This window comes from Pseudoxanthomonas sp., assembly GCF_002863005.1.
Classification (GTDB): Bacteria; Pseudomonadota; Gammaproteobacteria; order Xanthomonadales; family Xanthomonadaceae; genus Pseudoxanthomonas_A.
In genome coordinates, this window is the sequence record NZ_PKDG01000049.1 from 161,782 (window position 1) to 176,766 (window position 14,985).

Genomic DNA, 14,985 nt, shown 5'->3' on the forward strand with positions numbered 1-14,985 from the left:
AGGCAGAGGGGGCACTGCACCTTGGATGAGCGCTGATTCCTACGGCATATGTTTCTCCTCGTCCGTGTCATCCACGGAACAACGGAGACCAAGGTCCACGGTCGCGACTCACGTCGCTCCTACAGGGAACGGCCGCATGTTCCACGATCACGCTTGTCCACACGCTGTGTGGATCGGCGTTGGGAAAGCATGTGGATAACCGCGCGGCCGCCTTGCGCCGCAAGCCTGTCAAGGTGTGTGGCGAAATTATGACCAGTGCGTGACGGTCGGGTTTCCGGGTTGTCCACACCGCATGTGGATGGTCTGTCGACCAACATGTGGATAAGCGTTGGCGCGCGTTGCGGCACAACGTTGTCAAGGTGTGTGGCGAATTTATGATCACCGCACATCAGCGGTGATCCACGCTTGGTTCCACGTCATCGCGCCGTCCTTGGAAACGGCGTGGAACTTCAGCCTTCGATCTGTCGTGCCGGGTCGGCCAGTTCCAGTTCGCGCAGCACCACGCCGGCCTGGGTGCGGTTGCGCACCCCAAGGCGGTCGAAGATGGCGGACAGGTGCGCCTTCACGGTGCGCTCCTGCACATCGAGGCGGTCGGCGATCTGCTTGTTCAACAGCCCCTGCGCCACCAGCGTCAGCACGCGGAACTGCTGCGGCGACAGGCTGGCCAGGCGACCGGCCAGTTCGGTGTCGTGTTCGGACGATTGCGCGCGCGCCACCGCGCCGCGCAGCGAGGCCGGCAGCCACTGCTCGCAGGCGAGCACGCTGCGGATGGCGTCGCGCAGTTCGTCCAGGCCCGAGCTTTTCGGCAGATAACCCGCAGCGCCATGGTCCAGCGCTCGGCGGACCACGCGCGGATCGTCGTTGGCGGACACCACCACGACGGCGACCGCGGGAAACTGCGCACGGATCGCCGCCAGCCCGGCCAGGCCGTGGTTGCCGGGCATGTGCAGGTCGAGCAGCACCAGATCGATGTCGTCGTGCGCTTCCAGCGTGGCGATGACGCCGTCCAGCGACTCCGCTTCGCGTACCGACAACTGCGCCACGGCATCGGCGGCCGCACCACGCAGCGCGGCCCGGAACAGCGGGTGGTCGTCGGCGATCAGTAGGTTGGGCATGCGGTGCGGCTTACTGCACCGTCCAGCCGCCATCCACCACGATCGTCTGGCCGGTGATGTTGCGCGCGGCCGGTGAGGTGAGGAAGGCGGTGATGCCGGCCAGTTCGTCCAGGCCGATGAACACGCCCTTCGGCATCGGCTTCAGCATCACCTGGCTGACCACGTCGGCCTCGGAGATGCCGCGCGTGCGCGCCTGGTCGGCGATCTGCTTGTCCACCAGCGGCGTCTTCACGTAGCTGGGGCAGACGGTGTTGATGGTGATGTCGGTGTCGGCGGTTTCCAGCGCGAGCACCTTGGAGAAACCGACCAGGCCGTGCTTGGCGGCCACGTAGGCGCTCTTGTACGGGCTGGCGACCAGCGCATGGATGCTGCCGATGTTGACGATGCGGCCGAAGCCGCGTTCGCGCATGCCCGGCAGCACGGCGCGGGTCAGGCGGGCCACGCCGACCAGCATCACCTGCACGAGGAAGTCCCACTTTTCGATGGGGAAGTCCTCCAGCGGCGACACATGCTGCAGGCCGGCGTTGTTGACCAGCACGTCGATGGGGCGCGAGACCGCCGCGAGCGCGGCATCGATGCTGTCCTGGGAGGTGACGTCCAGCGCGACCGCTTCGGCGGAACCGCCGTCGGCGCGGATTTGCGCCGCGACCGTCTCGGCGGCCGCCAGGTTGAGGTCGCTGACGATGACGTGGCGGCCCGCTTCGGCAAGCTGGGCCGCGATGCCGGCGCCGATACCGCTGGCCGCGCCGGTGATGAGGAGGGTGTGGGTCTTCTGCATGGGGGCTCCTGCGTGCTGCGGTTAGGGTAGCAGGCACGCAGGATCCGTTCGTGGTACCAAAGTACGATGACGGCGCTTCCCCCGAAGGGTAGTTTCATGGCACTGACCGGAACCCTGGACGCTTTCCACGCATGAACGCGAAGACGCGCATTTCCTGCAGCCTGTTGCTCGGCGCGGCCCTGGCCGCCTGCAGCAGCGCGCCGCCCAAGCCTGAAGCGGTGGCCCACATGATCCAACCCCAGCGTGTCACCGAGCATCGCGGTAGCGACGATCTGCTCACCGCCGGCCTGGGCCTGGAGGGCCTGCGTGCGATGGCGGCGCCCGCATTCGCCGATCCGGTCAATCCGACGCCGGCAGAACTGCGTCGCCGAGCCATCTGGGCGAACTGGCGCGGCATCGCCGACCTGTCGCTGACCGGTGGCTACGGCCAGGCCTACGGCAACGTGGCAAGCGTGCCCGGACGCGAGTATTCCGCGCTGGCGACGGTCGCTGGCGCGAAGCAGCCGCACCGCGTGCTGGTGCAGGTGCCGGACAATTTCGATGCGACCAAGCGCTGCGTCGTGGTCACCGCGTCGTCGGGCTCCCGCGGTGTCTACGGTGCCATCGCGGTCGCTGCCCCATGGGGACTGCCGAAAGGGTGCGCGATCGCCTACACCGACAAAGGTGCGGGCACGGACTACTTCGACCTGACCGAGCAGCGCGGGGCGCGCGAAGACGGGACGATCGGCGCGCTGGGCGACGGCACACTGGCGTTCACGCCGGATGCGCCGGTCGGTGCCAGCGGTGTCGCGGTCAAGCACGCGCACTCCAAGGACAATCCGGAGGCCGACTGGGGCCGCCACGTGAAGCAGGCCGCCGAGTTCGCGCTGGCCGCGCTGGACCAGGCGTTCCCGCAGGCGGCGCCATTCCGTTTTGACAACACGCGCGTCATCGCGGTGGGTATCTCCAATGGCGGCGGTGCCGTGCTGCGCGCCAGCGAGGAAGAAGGCGGCTGGCTGGATGCCGTGGTCGCCGGCGAACCGAACATCCTGGCAGCCGATGCGCCGGGTGCGCGTTCGCTGTACGACTACACGACCGAAGCCGCGCTGCTGATGCCGTGCGCACTGCTGGACCTGCCGGCGGAATCGCTGCCGCAGCCGCCGCTGCGCGCGCAGGTGGAACCGCTTTGGACGGCACGCTGCGCCACGCTGAAGGCGGCAGGGCTCGTCACCGGAGGCGATGCGAAAGCGCAGGCAGCGTCGGCGCATGCACAGTTGAAAGCGAATGGCTGGACCGATGAGGCGCTGGTCGCCGGCGCACTGAGCGTGGGCTTCGACCTGTGGCGTGCGGTCGCCGTCACCTACGCCTCGGCCTATGGTCGCTACGGCGTCGGCGAGCATCCGTGCGGGCATGCGTTCTCCGCGCAGAACCCGGACTTCAGCGCACGCGCGGCGAGCGCCGCCGAACGTGCCGCGTGGTGGTCGGATGGCAGCGGCATTCCGCCGGGGGCGGGGGTGGGCATCGTGGACACGAAACTGGCGCCGCCGGACTTCACCCTGCCGGGCCTGCAGTGCCTGCGTGCACTGCAGACCGGCAGCAGCGACGATGCGCGCCGCGTGCAGGCCGGCATCGCGCAGACCGCCGCGCGCTTCCCGCGCACGCGGCGGCCGGTGGTGGTGATCCATGGCCTGGACGATGGACTGGTGCCGCCGGCGTTCTCCAGCGCGCCGTACGTGCAGGCCGCGCGCGCCGCCAATCCCGACGTGCGTTATTGGCAGGTGCGCAACGCGCAGCACTTCGATGGGTTCCTTGCACTGCCGGCCTACGGTGCGCGCTACGTTCCTCTGCTGCCTTACGTCTATGCCGCGCTGGACCAGGTCAGCGCCACCCTCGATGGCAGCCGGGAACTGCCGGCCAATGCCCTGATCAATGCCAATCCCCGTGGCGCCGGCAGCGTCGAGGCGAGCCAGTTCGCAATTCCGCGTTGAAAGAATCCTTCTCCCCGCCTGCGGGGAGAAGGTGCCCGGAGGGCGGATGAGGGGCAGGGCGCGGCGAGTCCGCGAGCGTGTAAGCATCTGGTCTTCGTTCGCCCCTCACCCGCCTTCGGCACCCTCTCCCCGTAAACGGGGCGAGGGGATGCGGCAACGTCTTCACCCGGTTCGGCTTACCCTGTAGGCCGTTCCTGGTCACGCGTGCCGCCATGTCCCGACACTTCTCGATGATCCGCGACTTCCAGCTGGCCGACTGGTTCACGCTGGGCAACGCCTTCTGCGGCACCGGTGCGGTGTTCGCTTCCATGCGCTTCCTGCAGGAGGGCATCCTTCGCGACCTGATGATCGGCATGGCGCTCATCCCGTTGGCCTTCATCTTCGACGCACTCGATGGGCGGGTGGCACGCTGGCGCAAGCAGGCTTCGGTGCTGGGGCGCGAACTCGACTCGCTTGCCGACGTCATCTCCTTCGGGGTCGCGCCCGCCGCACTGGCCTACGCCTGCGGCATGCAGGGCGGCTGGGACTGGCTGGTGCTGTCGTACTTCGTCGCCTGTGGCGTCAGCCGGCTGGCACGCTACAACGTCACCGCCGAAACGTTGGCCGATGGGGGCGACAAGGTGAAGTTCTTCGAGGGCACGCCCATTCCCACCAGCCTGGCCTTGGTCATCGTGCTGGCCGTCGCCGCGTACCTGGGTCATGTCGGTCCGGCGTTGTGGCTCGGTGCGGTGAAGCTGGGTCCATGGCTGTTGCACCCGCTGGTGCTGCTGTACGCCGTCTCCGGCACGCTGATGATCAGCAAGACGCTGCGCATCCCCAAGCCCTGAGCCGTGAGGTGAGGGCGCGTCATGCACGCGCCGCCGGCCGCGGCTAGAATCGGCCGGGAAGGGAGGGCACATGGCAAATTCCGTTCCACCGTGGCCGGGCGATTTCGAATCGGTGGCCAAGCAGTACTGGAGCCTATGGGGCGACGCCCTGCGACAGGCTGGCGCGACGGCGCCTGCGATGTCCATGCCCGGCGCAAATTCGGGCTGGCAGCAGACGGTCGACTGGTGGTCCAAGCTGGTGCCGGGCGGGCAGGCGCAGGTGGACGAGGCCGTGGGCCGCTTCCAGCGGCAGGCCGGCCAGTGGTTCGGGCAGATGCAGCAGGTCGCGGCCCAGTTCACCGGCCGCGACCATGACGCCAGCGACATCGGCCGCGCCTGGCGCTCCGCGCTCGGCATGGCCGATCCCGCGCCGGCCCATAATCCGTTCGCCGACATCTTCCGCAGCATGCAGGGCGGCGCGCACGGCCTCGACGGGTGGATGCAGCAGATGCGTCCGTGGCTGGAGAACTTCCAGCGGGACGGTGATCGCTGGCTGCACCTGCCGACGTTCGGCCTGTCGCGCGAGCATCAGGAACGCTGGCAGCAGCTGGCGCAGGCCTATCAGGATTACCAGCGCCAAGTCGGCGAGTACGACCAACTGATGCTGCAGGTGGCGCAGGATGCCTTCGCGCGCTTCGAGCGCAAGCTGGAGGAGCATGCCGAGCCCGGCCGCCAGTTGCAGAATGCCCGCGCGCTGTTCGACCTGTGGATCGATGCGGCCGAAGAGGCGTATGCGAAGGTCGCGATGTCCGACGATTTCCGCCATGCCTACGGTGGATTGGCGAATGCACAGGCCCGACTGCGGCTCGGCGTGCAGCGGGAAGTCGAGCAGGTCTGCACGCAGTTCGGCATGCCGACGCGGACCGAGGTCGATTCCGCCCATCGCAAGATCGTTGAGCTCGAACGCGCATTGCGCAAGCTGACACGGGCGGCCTCCGCACCCGTCCGCCGCGCGCCCGCGCAGCCCGCACCCGCGCCCGCGCCGGTGGAAACCCGTTCGCCCGACGCGGCGCCGTCAGCGCGGGCCCCTGCCAAGCCGAAGGCCGCGAAAAAACGTCCTGCCGCACGACGCACGCCGGCTCCTTCGCCGAAGGCGTCGCCCAGGACGCGCGTGGCAGCGAAGAAGGTCGCGCCGAAGAAGCGTGCCGTCAGGGGGGTGGCCGCAGCGGCTCCGGCCCCTGCCAAGCGTGCGCCCGTGCGCGCCTCCACTGCCGCCGAGCGCAAGCCCGCCAGGGCGAAGACGGGGGTCGGCAAGGCGAAAGCCCGGAAGCCCACGGCGAAATCAACGAAGAAGACCATTGCGGCAGCCACCACGCCCACGTCGGTCGTATCGATGAAGGACTGGGTGGCGCGCAATGCGACGCGCGGCGCTACGGCGGGCGCGCCCAGCAAGACGAAGCGGGGTAAGGGCAAATGAATGGACCGCTCAACTTCAGCGCCGAGGCCCTGGCGCAGGAAGCCACCACGCTGACGCAGAAACTGTCCGCCGGCCTGCATACGCTGCCGGAGGTGGACGATGTCCACTACGGCGCCACTCCGAAGCAGGAGGTCTGGCGCGACGGCAAGGTGGTGCTGTACCGCTTCGTCGGCGAGAAGGCGCCGACGGCGAAGGTGCCGCTGCTGATCGTCTACGCGCTGGTCAACCGGCCATACATGGTCGACCTGCAGCACGACCGCTCACTGGTGAAGGGCCTGCTGGCGCAGGGCGAGGACGTCTACGTCATCGACTGGGGCTACCCGGACAGGTCCGACCGCTTCCTCGAGCTCGACGACTACATCAACCGTTTCATCGACGGCGCGGTCGACCATCTGCGCGACAGCAGCGGCCGCGATGCGGTCAACGTGCTTGGCATCTGCCAGGGCGGGGCGTTCTCGCTGTGCTATGCCTCGCTGCACCCGGAGAAGGTCAAGAACCTGATCACGATGGTCACGCCGGTGGACTTCCACACGCCGGACAACATGCTGTCGCACTGGACGCGCGAACTGGACGTGGACCTGTTCGTCGAAGCGCTGGGCAACGTGCCCGCCGACATGATGAACGCCTGCTACCTGATGCTGAAGCCGTTCCGGCTGAACCTGCAGAAGTACGTGGGCCTGGTCGACATCCTCGACGACAAGCGCGCGATCGAGGATTTCCTGCGGATGGAGAAGTGGATCTTCGACTCGCCGGACCTGGCGGGCGAGGCGTTCAAGCAGTTCATCACCCAGTTCTACCAGCGCAACGGTTTCATCAAGGGCGGCATCCAGATCGGCGGTGAAGCGGTCGACCTCGGCTTCGTCGACATGCCGGTGCTGAACATCTATGCCGAACAGGACCACCTGGTGCCGCCGGATGCCTCGCGTGCGCTGAAGGACGTGGTGGGCACGGCCGACTACACCGAACTGAGCTTCAAGGGCGGCCATATCGGCATTTATGTCTCCAGTCGCGCCCAGCGCGAAGTGCCTGCGGCCATCCACCATTGGCTGGGCCAGCGCGCACGATGAAGACGTCGACGCGACGTTTCGTCGTCCTGCTGGCTCTGCTGTTCCCGGTCGCGGCACATGCCGCGCCCTCCGCAGCGGCGAAGCGCGAGATCCAGGGGTTGATGGACGCGTTGTCGGCGTCGTCCTGCGAGTTCCAGCGCAACGGCACGTGGCACGGGCGAGACGAGGCGCGCAAGCATCTGCAGCGCAAGTACGACTACCTGCTGAAGCGCGACCTGGCCGATACCGCCGAGCAGTTCATCGAGCGCGCAGCCAGCAAGAGCAGCATCAGTGGACGCGCCTACCAGGTGCGTTGTCCGGGACAACCGGCGCAGCCGGCCGCCACCTGGTTCAAGGCGAAGCTGGACGCGCTGCGCGGTTCAGCCGCGCCGGCGCGCTGACGCGCTAGACTGGCCACGGACAACCGTGGGGAGTTGGCGATGAATACCGCATCCAAGCCGTTTGCCAGGTCGCTGAACGACCGCATGATCGCGGGCGTGATGGGCGGTATCGCCCATCGCTACGGATGGAGTGCCACGCTGCTGCGGGTGCTGTTCGTGATCGTCTCCATCGCGTCGGCGGCGTTTCCCGGCATCCTCGTCTATCTGATTCTGTGGTTGCTGATGCCGAACGAACAGGATTGAGGATGGCGCGGGTGGGGCGGTGGCTCGGATATGCGCTAGGCGTGGTCTGGGCCGTGCCCAATACCCTGATCGGCGCGCTGGCCGGGATCGCGGGTCTGCCGTTCGGTGCACGCGTAGAGTGGAGTCGCAGGGACTTCGCCTTGGTCTTCCACCACTGGCCGTGGGGACCGGGCGGTGCCATCACCTTCGGCAACGTCATCCTGCACACCGGCGACACGCTGGAATCCGAGTGCATCACTTACGAGCACCGCGCTGGCCATGCCCAGCATCCGCGCATCCGCCTCGGGGACCATGAACGCGCGCACGTCTACCAGTACATGGTGCTGGGACCGCTGTTCCTGCCGGTCTACCTGCTGTGCGGCGGCGTCAGCGTGCGCAATCCTTTCGAGCGGGCAGCGGACCGTTATGCGCTGACCGGCAAGGGATGGTGGCCGTCCGGCTCACCGTAGCGTCATTGCGCCTTCGCGCGTCCCGAACCCGACTTCTTGCCGCCGCCATCCTGCTTGTTGACCGTGGCCCAGGCGATGCGCTCCGCCTCTTCCTTCGATCGCCCTTGCTCGCGCTCGGACTCCTCGATGTGTTCGGCCTGGCGCTTCTGTTTTTCGGTATATGCGGATTTGTCGCCACGGAGCATGGCCGTACTCCAGTCGGGACGTGCCGCCAGCCTGCGCCGATGCGCGTGATGGAGGCATGACGTGGGCGTCAATGCGACGTGGCGCAGCGTCAGCGCTTCAGTCGCTCGAACGAGAACAGGGGCCACAGGGGATGCCGGCGTCGCTCGATGAGCGCACGCAGCAGTCCAGCCCCCAGCATGCTGTAGGTGATGCCGTTGCCGCCGTAGGCCATCGCGAAATGCACCCGCGGCCCCCACTGCGCATGCGGGCCGAAGAAGGGCAGGCCGTCTTCGGTTTCCGCGAAAGTGCCCGCCCACGAGAAGGCCGGCGTGATCTCCAGCGCAGGGAACAGGTCGTGCAGCCGTTTCAGCAGCGTCCGTGCCTTCTTTTCGACCCGCGCATCGCGCTTGGCGGGAATGTCGACAGCGTCGTCTTCGCCGCCTATCAGCAGGCGGCGGTCGGACGTGCTGCGCGCGTAGAGATACGGGCGCGCGGTTTCCCACAACAGCGTGTCGGACAGGAACCCGAGCGCTTCCTCGGACAGCGGGTCGCTGATGACGGCATAGCTGCTGCGGTTGCGTGCCACCGACTTCTTCAGCCAGTGCTGGCTGGCATATCCCGCCGCGACCACGAGATGCGAGGCGCGCACGGTAACCCCGTCTTCGGTACGCAACACGACGCCGCGCGCCGTCGTGTCGATCTCGACGACACGCGTGCGGTCGAATACCGACGCTCCCTGCTTCTGCAGGCGCTGGAGCAGGCGATGGGTCAGTCGGTACGGATCGACTCGCGCCCCCTGGCGGCTGAGCAGCGCCGCGGGGGCGTCGAAGCCATAATCGTCCCGCACGCGTTCGGCGGTGAGCAGTTCGACATCCAGGCCGTGCCGCCGCCGAGCGGCGTGCTCTTCCTCGAGGTCGCGCACGTCGCGGCTTCGGCTGGCGTAGTACAGGCTCGCGTTGCGCGCGAAGCCCACGTCGCGCCAGGCCGACGCGACGCCGTGCAACTGGTCGATCGCGTCGGAACAGGCGCGATAGGCGAGGGCGGCATCGGCCTCGCCGTGACGCTTCGCCAGATCGACCAGATGGGTGTCGATCTCATACTGCAGCAGCGCAGTGCTGGCCGACGTGCTGCCCCAGCCGATGTCGCGTTGCTCGAGGACTGCGACCTCGAAGCCATGCGTGGCCAGTTCGTCGGCGATCAGTGCGCCGGTGATGCCCCCGCCCAGCACCACCACGTCGCAGCGGTGGTCAACCTCCAGGCGCGGAAACGCCTGCATCAGCCCGTTGCTGACCGCCCAGAAGGGATAACCGCTTTTCAGGTCCATGCTTGCCCCGCACCGTCACGATACGGCGATGCTGGCAGGCGGCGCGACAGGGACAGGTGAAGGCGGCGCCGTCAGCGCGGCAACGCACCCTGCAGGAACAGGTCGACCGAGGCCAGCGCCTGTGCTTCCAGCGTGTCGACGTCGGGCATGTGGGTGCTGCCCGCCGCCAGCCTGACCACCTGGTCGCCGAACAGGCTCATGTAGAACTGCGCCGCGGCTGCTTTCGGAGAGGGCAGCTGCAGCCGGCCCGCCGCGACCTGCTGGGCGAAATAGTCTTCCAGCGTCTGCCGGATCGATGCGACCACGTGGTCGAAGAACCAGTCGCGCAGCGCGGGGAACGACTGTCCCTCGCCGATGACGATGCGGTAGACCACCTGCGAATCCCGCCCGGCCATCAACTGCGCCATCCGGATCGCCACCCGGCGCAGCGCCTGCTCGGGCGACAGCTCGGTGAGGTTGAGGTCGCTGAGGACGTGGATGTGCAGGTCCATGCGGCGCTCGAGGATGGCGCAGGCCAGTCCCTCCTTGTCGCCGAAGATGCGGTACAGCGTGGCCAGCGATCCGCCGGCACGCGCCACGATCTCGCTCAGGCGCGCATGCTGGTAGCCCTTCTCGGCGAACACCTCGGTAGCGGCGTCCAGGAATTTTTCCGCCCGGATCTCGCCGCGGCGGCACAGCTCCACGTGTGGTCGCGGTCGCAGCGGTGACTCGCCGAGGATGTGCGCGTCGCTGAAAACGTTTTCCATGAAATCGGAAGGCGTGCTCATGTGGAACTCCTGCTCGCACCCGGTCGGCGGCAATTACCCAGACTAGCAAAAGCCTACTTGCGTGTGGCAAGTCCGCGTCGCATTCGCCGCCGGCAACGGGGGCTTTTTCGGACTAAGTGAGAAGTACTACAGATAAGACGTCAACGCGGGTGCCGACTGCCAACGGTCATGCGCCCCGTCGATGCAGGTGACGGGTGCGGCCGCTAGTTCTTCCGGCGTCGCATCCAGGCATCCCAGGTTGATGCCGTAGATGCGCTCCCCGCCCGGGACGTCGTTGCCGATCCCGAACGGGCGCACCCCGCAGGTCCGGCAGAAATGGTGGGAATGGCGCATCGCGTTGAACCGGTATTCGACCAGCTGGTCGCCACCGGCCAGCAGGCGGAAGCGGTCCGGCGTGACGATGGCCGGCCAGAACCGGTTGCGCCGGCAGATGGAGCAGTTGCACCGGTAGGTAGGCTGGGCCAGGTCGATGTCCGCCTCGAACCGGACCGCCCCGCAATGGCAACTGCCCGCATAGGACTTCAGCATGTGGCCTCCCGTGCCGATAACGGTTCCGGGGCAGTCGGGCCTGTCCCGCCGGCATCGCCGGAGCGCGGAGCGTAACCGACCCGGGGCCGTGGAGTCGTACATGCTGAAAACACTCGATGTCGCAGCGCTCCGGCCGGGCATGCATGTACAGAAGCTGCTCGGGCCGTGGATGCAGCATCCGTTCTGGAGGACCTCGTTCGTGCTGGACGAGGAGCGGTTGGCGCAACTGCAGGACAGCGGCGTGGAGCAGGTGGTCGTCGACCTGTCGTTGGGCGCCTGGGACGGCGAGGATGCGATCGCCGACGGGGTCTCCCCCGTCATCGACACCGTTGCCACCCGAGCCGAGGACGATGCCCCGGCAGCAGCGGACCGCCGCCGGACCCTGGTGCCCGAGGCCGCTCCCGATTTCGCCTCCGAACTGGCCCGTGCGCGCCGCATCTGCGGCGAGGCCCGCGATGCCGTCGAGGCCATGTTCCGCGAGGTACGCATGGGCCGCGGCGTCGATCCCGGTCATGTCCTGCCGCTGATCGAGGAGATCACCGGCTCGGTCGATCGCCATCCCACCGCCCTGGTCAGCGTGGCGCGATTGAAGGACGCCGACAGCTATACCTACCTGCATTCGGTCGCCGTCAGCGCGCTGATGGTGATGCTGGGGCGCGAGATCGGCCTGTCCGATGCCGATCTGCGCGAGGCCGCGCTGGGCGGCCTGCTGCACGACATGGGCAAGGCGGCCATGCCGCTGGACGTACTCAACAAGCCGGGCAAGCTGACCGATGACGAATTCGACGTGATCCGCCAGCACCCGGTGCACGGCGAGCGCCTGCTGCGCGAAGGCGGCGTGACCCAGGCCGGGGTGCTCCACATCACCCGCCACCACCATGAGCGGATGGACGGCACCGGTTACCCGAATCGCCTGCCTGGCGACGCCTTGCCCGTGCTCACCCGCATGGGGGCCATCTGCGACGTCTACGATGCCATCACGTCCAACCGCCCTTACAAAGCGGGTTGGGACCCCGGCGAATCTCTGCGGCGCATGGCCAGCTGGCAGGGACACTTCGATACCGACCTGCTGAAGGCCTTCGTCCGCAGCCTGGGCATCTACCCGGTGGGAACCCTCGTCCGTCTGTCCAGCGAGCGCCTGGCGGTGGTGGTGGAACAGAACCCCGGCACGCTGCTCGCGCCGCGCGTGCGCGCCTTCTACTCTGCCAAGTCGCGCACGCACCTGCTGCTGACCGACATCGACCTGGCCGCGACCGATGGCCGGGAGCGCATCGTCGGCATCGAGTCGCCGGAGAAATGGGGATTCCGCCAGCTGGAGAAACTCTGGCTGCCCTGATTCGCCGGGCGCCGGACATTCGATCCCTGGGCGGCCGCACGGACACGCGATCCTGTCCCGCCGGCACCGCCGTTGCCGTATCGTCGGGGAATGACCCCACCGCCGTGTCCCCTTCGCAGGAACCGCCATGTCGCTGACTTTCTTCCTCTTCGCCGCCGCGGCCGCCTCCGCGCCGCCGCCGGGCGCCGATGCCGCCACGCTCGCCGCCATCGAAGCCACCTGCCTCGACTACATCGACGGCCAACTGGAAGGCGACCCGGTGCGCGTGGCGCGTGCGCTGCATCCCGACCTGGCCAAGCGGGCCGTTACCGGGGACACGCCCGACGAGCGGCTCGGCCTGCGCCGCATGTCGAAGGAGGAACTGGTCGGCCTGACCCGGCAGGGCGTGCTGAAGACGCCGAAGGAACAGTGGAACCGCAGCTGCCGGATCCTCGACGTCACCGCCGAGACCGCCGCGGTGCGGCTGGAAACCCCGTGGTTCGTCGATCACTTCCACATGGGCCGCTACGGCGACCGCTGGATCATCGTCAACGCGCTGTGGCACTCGAAGCCGCGTTGATCACCCGGCAGCACGCGTTCGGGCCGCCTTGTGGAACAGCAGGGCGGACAACAACCAGGCGACGACATACAGGGCGGTGAACGCCAGCACGAACGCCGGTGATTCCTGCGTGTCCAAGCCCATCGCGATGCCGCCGGCCGCCATCTGCGCCAGCGCCATCGCAACGAGCACACGGGACATTCCGCGCGCCTGCAGCCTGGCAACGCCGGCGCCGAGCACGCCTGTCACCAGCACGCCCAGGAAGAGCAGGTTGGCGCGATGGCCCGGCTCATCGACGATGCCCACGGCCAGGTTCGCCCACAGCAGCAGGAAGCCGGCGCCGACGGCGATGGCACCGGCCAGCAGGTAGCTGGGCACGCGCGCGACACGCGCCGTCGTCTCGAACGCGACACCGCCGGCCAGCAGCATTGCGCCGAAGACCACGAAGTCGCCGCCCGTCCAGGCCACCTCGTCCGTGAAACGCATGGCGACCCACGGCGTCAGCAGCAACAGGGCCGCGCTGCCCCAAACGAGCGGGCGCAATACGCGTATCCAGGCGATCGCGTTGCGATAGGTGTCGTGCGTCATGATCAGTCTCCGTGTCGGCGGCGGGCATGCCGGACGCAGGATCCACGACCGGCGTGCGCCGGTGACGGAGGCTGTGTGAAGCGGGTGCGAAGTCGCGCGCCTCAGCGCGATGCCTGCCGGTGCGCATAACTCAGCACGCGGGTGACCTGCCATTGGCCGTCGCGCTCGCGCCAGATCATCACGAAATCCGCTTCGCCCGCGCATTCGGTCGCCGACCGTGCGCAGAAGCGATGTGTGCCCTGCGCGATGGCACCGAAGCCCTTGATCGGGAACACGGTCAGCGTGCCCGGCACGCGCTCGCGTCGATACTGTCCGCACACGTTGGCACGCGTGCGTCCGATCATCTCGTCGCGGGTCCAGGTGACGCCGCCGTTGTCGTGGTAGAACTCCACCGCGTCGTCGAAGTAGGCGGCATGTTTGGCGAGTTGGGCGGGGTCGGCGCAGGTGTTGAACGTGTCGAACAGCGCGCTGTCCAGTGCATCGACCACCTGGGTGAGCTGTTCGTGCGTGCGGTCGGCCGCGGCTGCCGATTCCACTGCGCCCAGCAGCAGGACCGCACCCGCGAGTCCGGACAGCGCGACCTTCGCGATGCGCGCGCGTGACGTGCTCATGCCGCCACCACGGTGGCGCGCGGACGCCCGCCCAGCAGGCGGGCCGGCAACATCAGCAAGGCGTGCAGGAAAGCGAACAGGGCCGAGAACGTCACGCCGAGCAACCGGAACGGCAATGACAGCAGCCAAACGAAAGGCCACGCCAACAGCGCCAGCAGGGCGAGTGGCCAGCACAGCACCAACAGCAGGCACCAGGCGAGCAGGGCGAGGAGGGTCTTCATGGTCGGGGGATTCCTTCTCCGGCGGATCACGAGGTCCGATGCTGGCTCCCCCGGCGTCCTTGGGCCAGCGATCTGCGACGAAGTGTCCGACACGGCGACGAAAGCGCCCGGCCGGCGCATCAATCCGCGCACTCCGCAGGGCGGCGGGTCAGGGCTGCGGCAGCAGCGGTGCTTCCGGCGGCGGCGGTCCCCGACGGACCACGTCCCGCTGCATCGCGGCCAGCCGGCGCAGCAGCCGGTTCTGCGTGGCGCGGGGCAGGCCGCGCTCGTCCATCGCCCACATCAGGTCTTCGACCAGCGCATTGAAGTCGGCTTCACCGACCGTGACGTGCTTGTGCGCTTCGACCATCGGCTTGCCGGCGTAGCGGCAGGGACCGCCGGACTGCACGCACAGGAACTCCACCAGCCGGTCGTTGAGGTGGACGATGTCCACGTCGGCGAAGTGATGCGCGATGCGCGGATCGTCGGATACGCGGAACAGCAGCGTCTCCACCAGCGCTTCGATGCCGCTGCGCTGGCCCAGCTGCTGGTACAGCGCATCGTCGCGCGGTGGCGTCGACGCGCACCCGGCGATGGCGAGCAGGCAGGCCAGCACCCAGGGGGTGGCGATACGCGCGACCTTCAT

19 protein-coding genes are annotated in these 14,985 nt (G+C 68.0%); 9 read left to right on the top strand and 10 right to left on the bottom strand.

Features of this window, described 5'->3' with window-relative positions:
* Positions 1-449 precede the first annotated feature (449 nt).
* Both CYU89_RS16775 and CYU89_RS16780 read right to left on the bottom strand, forming a co-directional pair.
* Positions 450-1,115 carry a response regulator transcription factor gene (locus tag CYU89_RS16775; RefSeq protein ID WP_093299330.1) on the bottom strand — a complete coding sequence of 222 codons (666 nt, stop codon included), beginning with the start codon at positions 1,113-1,115 and terminating at the stop codon, positions 450-452.
* Between the two features lie 10 nt (positions 1,116-1,125).
* Positions 1,126-1,893: a 3-hydroxybutyrate dehydrogenase gene (locus tag CYU89_RS16780; RefSeq protein ID WP_296282687.1), complete on the bottom strand. Its 768-nt coding sequence runs from the start codon at positions 1,891-1,893 to the stop codon at positions 1,126-1,128.
* 131 nt (positions 1,894-2,024) lie between these two features.
* Between CYU89_RS16780 and CYU89_RS16785 the strand changes: the two genes are divergently transcribed.
* From CYU89_RS16785 to CYU89_RS16815, 7 genes are all read left to right on the top strand, one after another.
* On the top strand, positions 2,025-3,860 hold the full coding sequence (locus CYU89_RS16785) for a 3-hydroxybutyrate oligomer hydrolase family protein (protein ID WP_296282688.1): 1,836 nt from the start codon (positions 2,025-2,027) through the stop codon (positions 3,858-3,860).
* A 212-nt stretch (positions 3,861-4,072) separates the two neighbouring features.
* On the top strand, positions 4,073-4,687 hold the full coding sequence (locus CYU89_RS16790; protein ID WP_296282689.1) for a CDP-alcohol phosphatidyltransferase family protein: 615 nt from the start codon (positions 4,073-4,075) through the stop codon (positions 4,685-4,687).
* Positions 4,688-4,757: 70 nt separating this feature from the next.
* On the top strand, positions 4,758-6,143 hold the full coding sequence (gene phaE, locus CYU89_RS16795; RefSeq protein ID WP_296282690.1) for a class III poly(R)-hydroxyalkanoic acid synthase subunit PhaE: 1,386 nt from the start codon (positions 4,758-4,760) through the stop codon (positions 6,141-6,143).
* The gene (locus CYU89_RS16800) at positions 6,140-7,210 is read left to right on the top strand and encodes a class III poly(R)-hydroxyalkanoic acid synthase subunit PhaC (protein WP_296282691.1); all 1,071 of its coding nucleotides are present in this window, start codon (positions 6,140-6,142) and stop codon (positions 7,208-7,210) included. The genes phaE and CYU89_RS16800 overlap by 4 nt, the downstream gene beginning before the upstream one ends.
* Positions 7,207-7,590, top strand: a complete 384-nt coding sequence (locus CYU89_RS16805; RefSeq protein WP_296282692.1) for a DUF5329 domain-containing protein — start codon at positions 7,207-7,209, stop codon at positions 7,588-7,590. Before CYU89_RS16800 ends, CYU89_RS16805 begins: the two co-directional genes overlap by 4 nt.
* A gap of 39 nt (positions 7,591-7,629) precedes the next feature.
* Positions 7,630-7,833 (top strand): PspC domain-containing protein, encoded by a 204-nt coding sequence (locus tag CYU89_RS16810; RefSeq protein ID WP_296282693.1) that lies wholly within the window; start codon positions 7,630-7,632, stop codon positions 7,831-7,833.
* A 2-nt stretch (positions 7,834-7,835) separates the two neighbouring features.
* A complete protein-coding gene (locus CYU89_RS16815) occupies positions 7,836-8,282 on the top strand; it encodes a hypothetical protein (protein ID WP_296282694.1) in 447 nt (148 codons plus the stop codon).
* A gap of 2 nt (positions 8,283-8,284) precedes the next feature.
* On the opposite strand, the gene CYU89_RS16820 is transcribed toward CYU89_RS16815, so the two are convergent.
* From CYU89_RS16820 to CYU89_RS16835, 4 genes are all read right to left on the bottom strand, one after another.
* Positions 8,285-8,467, bottom strand: coding sequence for a hypothetical protein (locus CYU89_RS16820; protein ID WP_296282745.1), 183 nt, complete (start codon positions 8,465-8,467; stop codon positions 8,285-8,287).
* A gap of 89 nt (positions 8,468-8,556) precedes the next feature.
* Positions 8,557-9,771 (bottom strand): FAD-dependent oxidoreductase, encoded by a 1,215-nt coding sequence (locus CYU89_RS16825; RefSeq protein WP_296282695.1) that lies wholly within the window; start codon positions 9,769-9,771, stop codon positions 8,557-8,559.
* Positions 9,772-9,842: 71 nt separating this feature from the next.
* Positions 9,843-10,538: a TetR/AcrR family transcriptional regulator gene (locus CYU89_RS16830; protein ID WP_296282696.1), complete on the bottom strand. Its 696-nt coding sequence runs from the start codon at positions 10,536-10,538 to the stop codon at positions 9,843-9,845.
* Between the two features lie 126 nt (positions 10,539-10,664).
* Positions 10,665-11,066 (bottom strand): GFA family protein, encoded by a 402-nt coding sequence (locus CYU89_RS16835; protein ID WP_296282697.1) that lies wholly within the window; start codon positions 11,064-11,066, stop codon positions 10,665-10,667.
* 100 nt (positions 11,067-11,166) lie between these two features.
* On the opposite strand from CYU89_RS16835, the gene CYU89_RS16840 reads away from it, so the two are divergent.
* On the top strand, positions 11,167-12,402 hold the full coding sequence (locus tag CYU89_RS16840) for an HD-GYP domain-containing protein (RefSeq protein WP_296282698.1): 1,236 nt from the start codon (positions 11,167-11,169) through the stop codon (positions 12,400-12,402).
* Positions 12,403-12,529: 127 nt separating this feature from the next.
* Entirely contained in the window at positions 12,530-12,961 is a 432-nt protein-coding gene (locus CYU89_RS16845; RefSeq protein ID WP_296282699.1) for a nuclear transport factor 2 family protein, read from the top strand.
* Here the strand turns inward: CYU89_RS16845 and CYU89_RS16850 are convergent, their stop codons facing one another.
* The 4 genes from CYU89_RS16850 to CYU89_RS16865 all read right to left on the bottom strand — a co-directional run bounded on the left by CYU89_RS16850 (position 12,962) and on the right by CYU89_RS16865 (position 14,985).
* On the bottom strand, positions 12,962-13,528 hold the full coding sequence (locus CYU89_RS16850) for a hypothetical protein (protein ID WP_296282700.1): 567 nt from the start codon (positions 13,526-13,528) through the stop codon (positions 12,962-12,964).
* A 101-nt stretch (positions 13,529-13,629) separates the two neighbouring features.
* Positions 13,630-14,139: a nuclear transport factor 2 family protein gene (locus tag CYU89_RS16855; RefSeq protein ID WP_296282701.1), complete on the bottom strand. Its 510-nt coding sequence runs from the start codon at positions 14,137-14,139 to the stop codon at positions 13,630-13,632.
* A complete protein-coding gene (locus CYU89_RS16860; protein ID WP_296282702.1) occupies positions 14,136-14,360 on the bottom strand; it encodes a hypothetical protein in 225 nt (74 codons plus the stop codon). The genes CYU89_RS16855 and CYU89_RS16860 overlap by 4 nt, the downstream gene beginning before the upstream one ends.
* A gap of 148 nt (positions 14,361-14,508) precedes the next feature.
* The gene (locus CYU89_RS16865) at positions 14,509-14,985 is read right to left on the bottom strand and encodes a group 1 truncated hemoglobin (RefSeq protein ID WP_296282703.1); all 477 of its coding nucleotides are present in this window, start codon (positions 14,983-14,985) and stop codon (positions 14,509-14,511) included.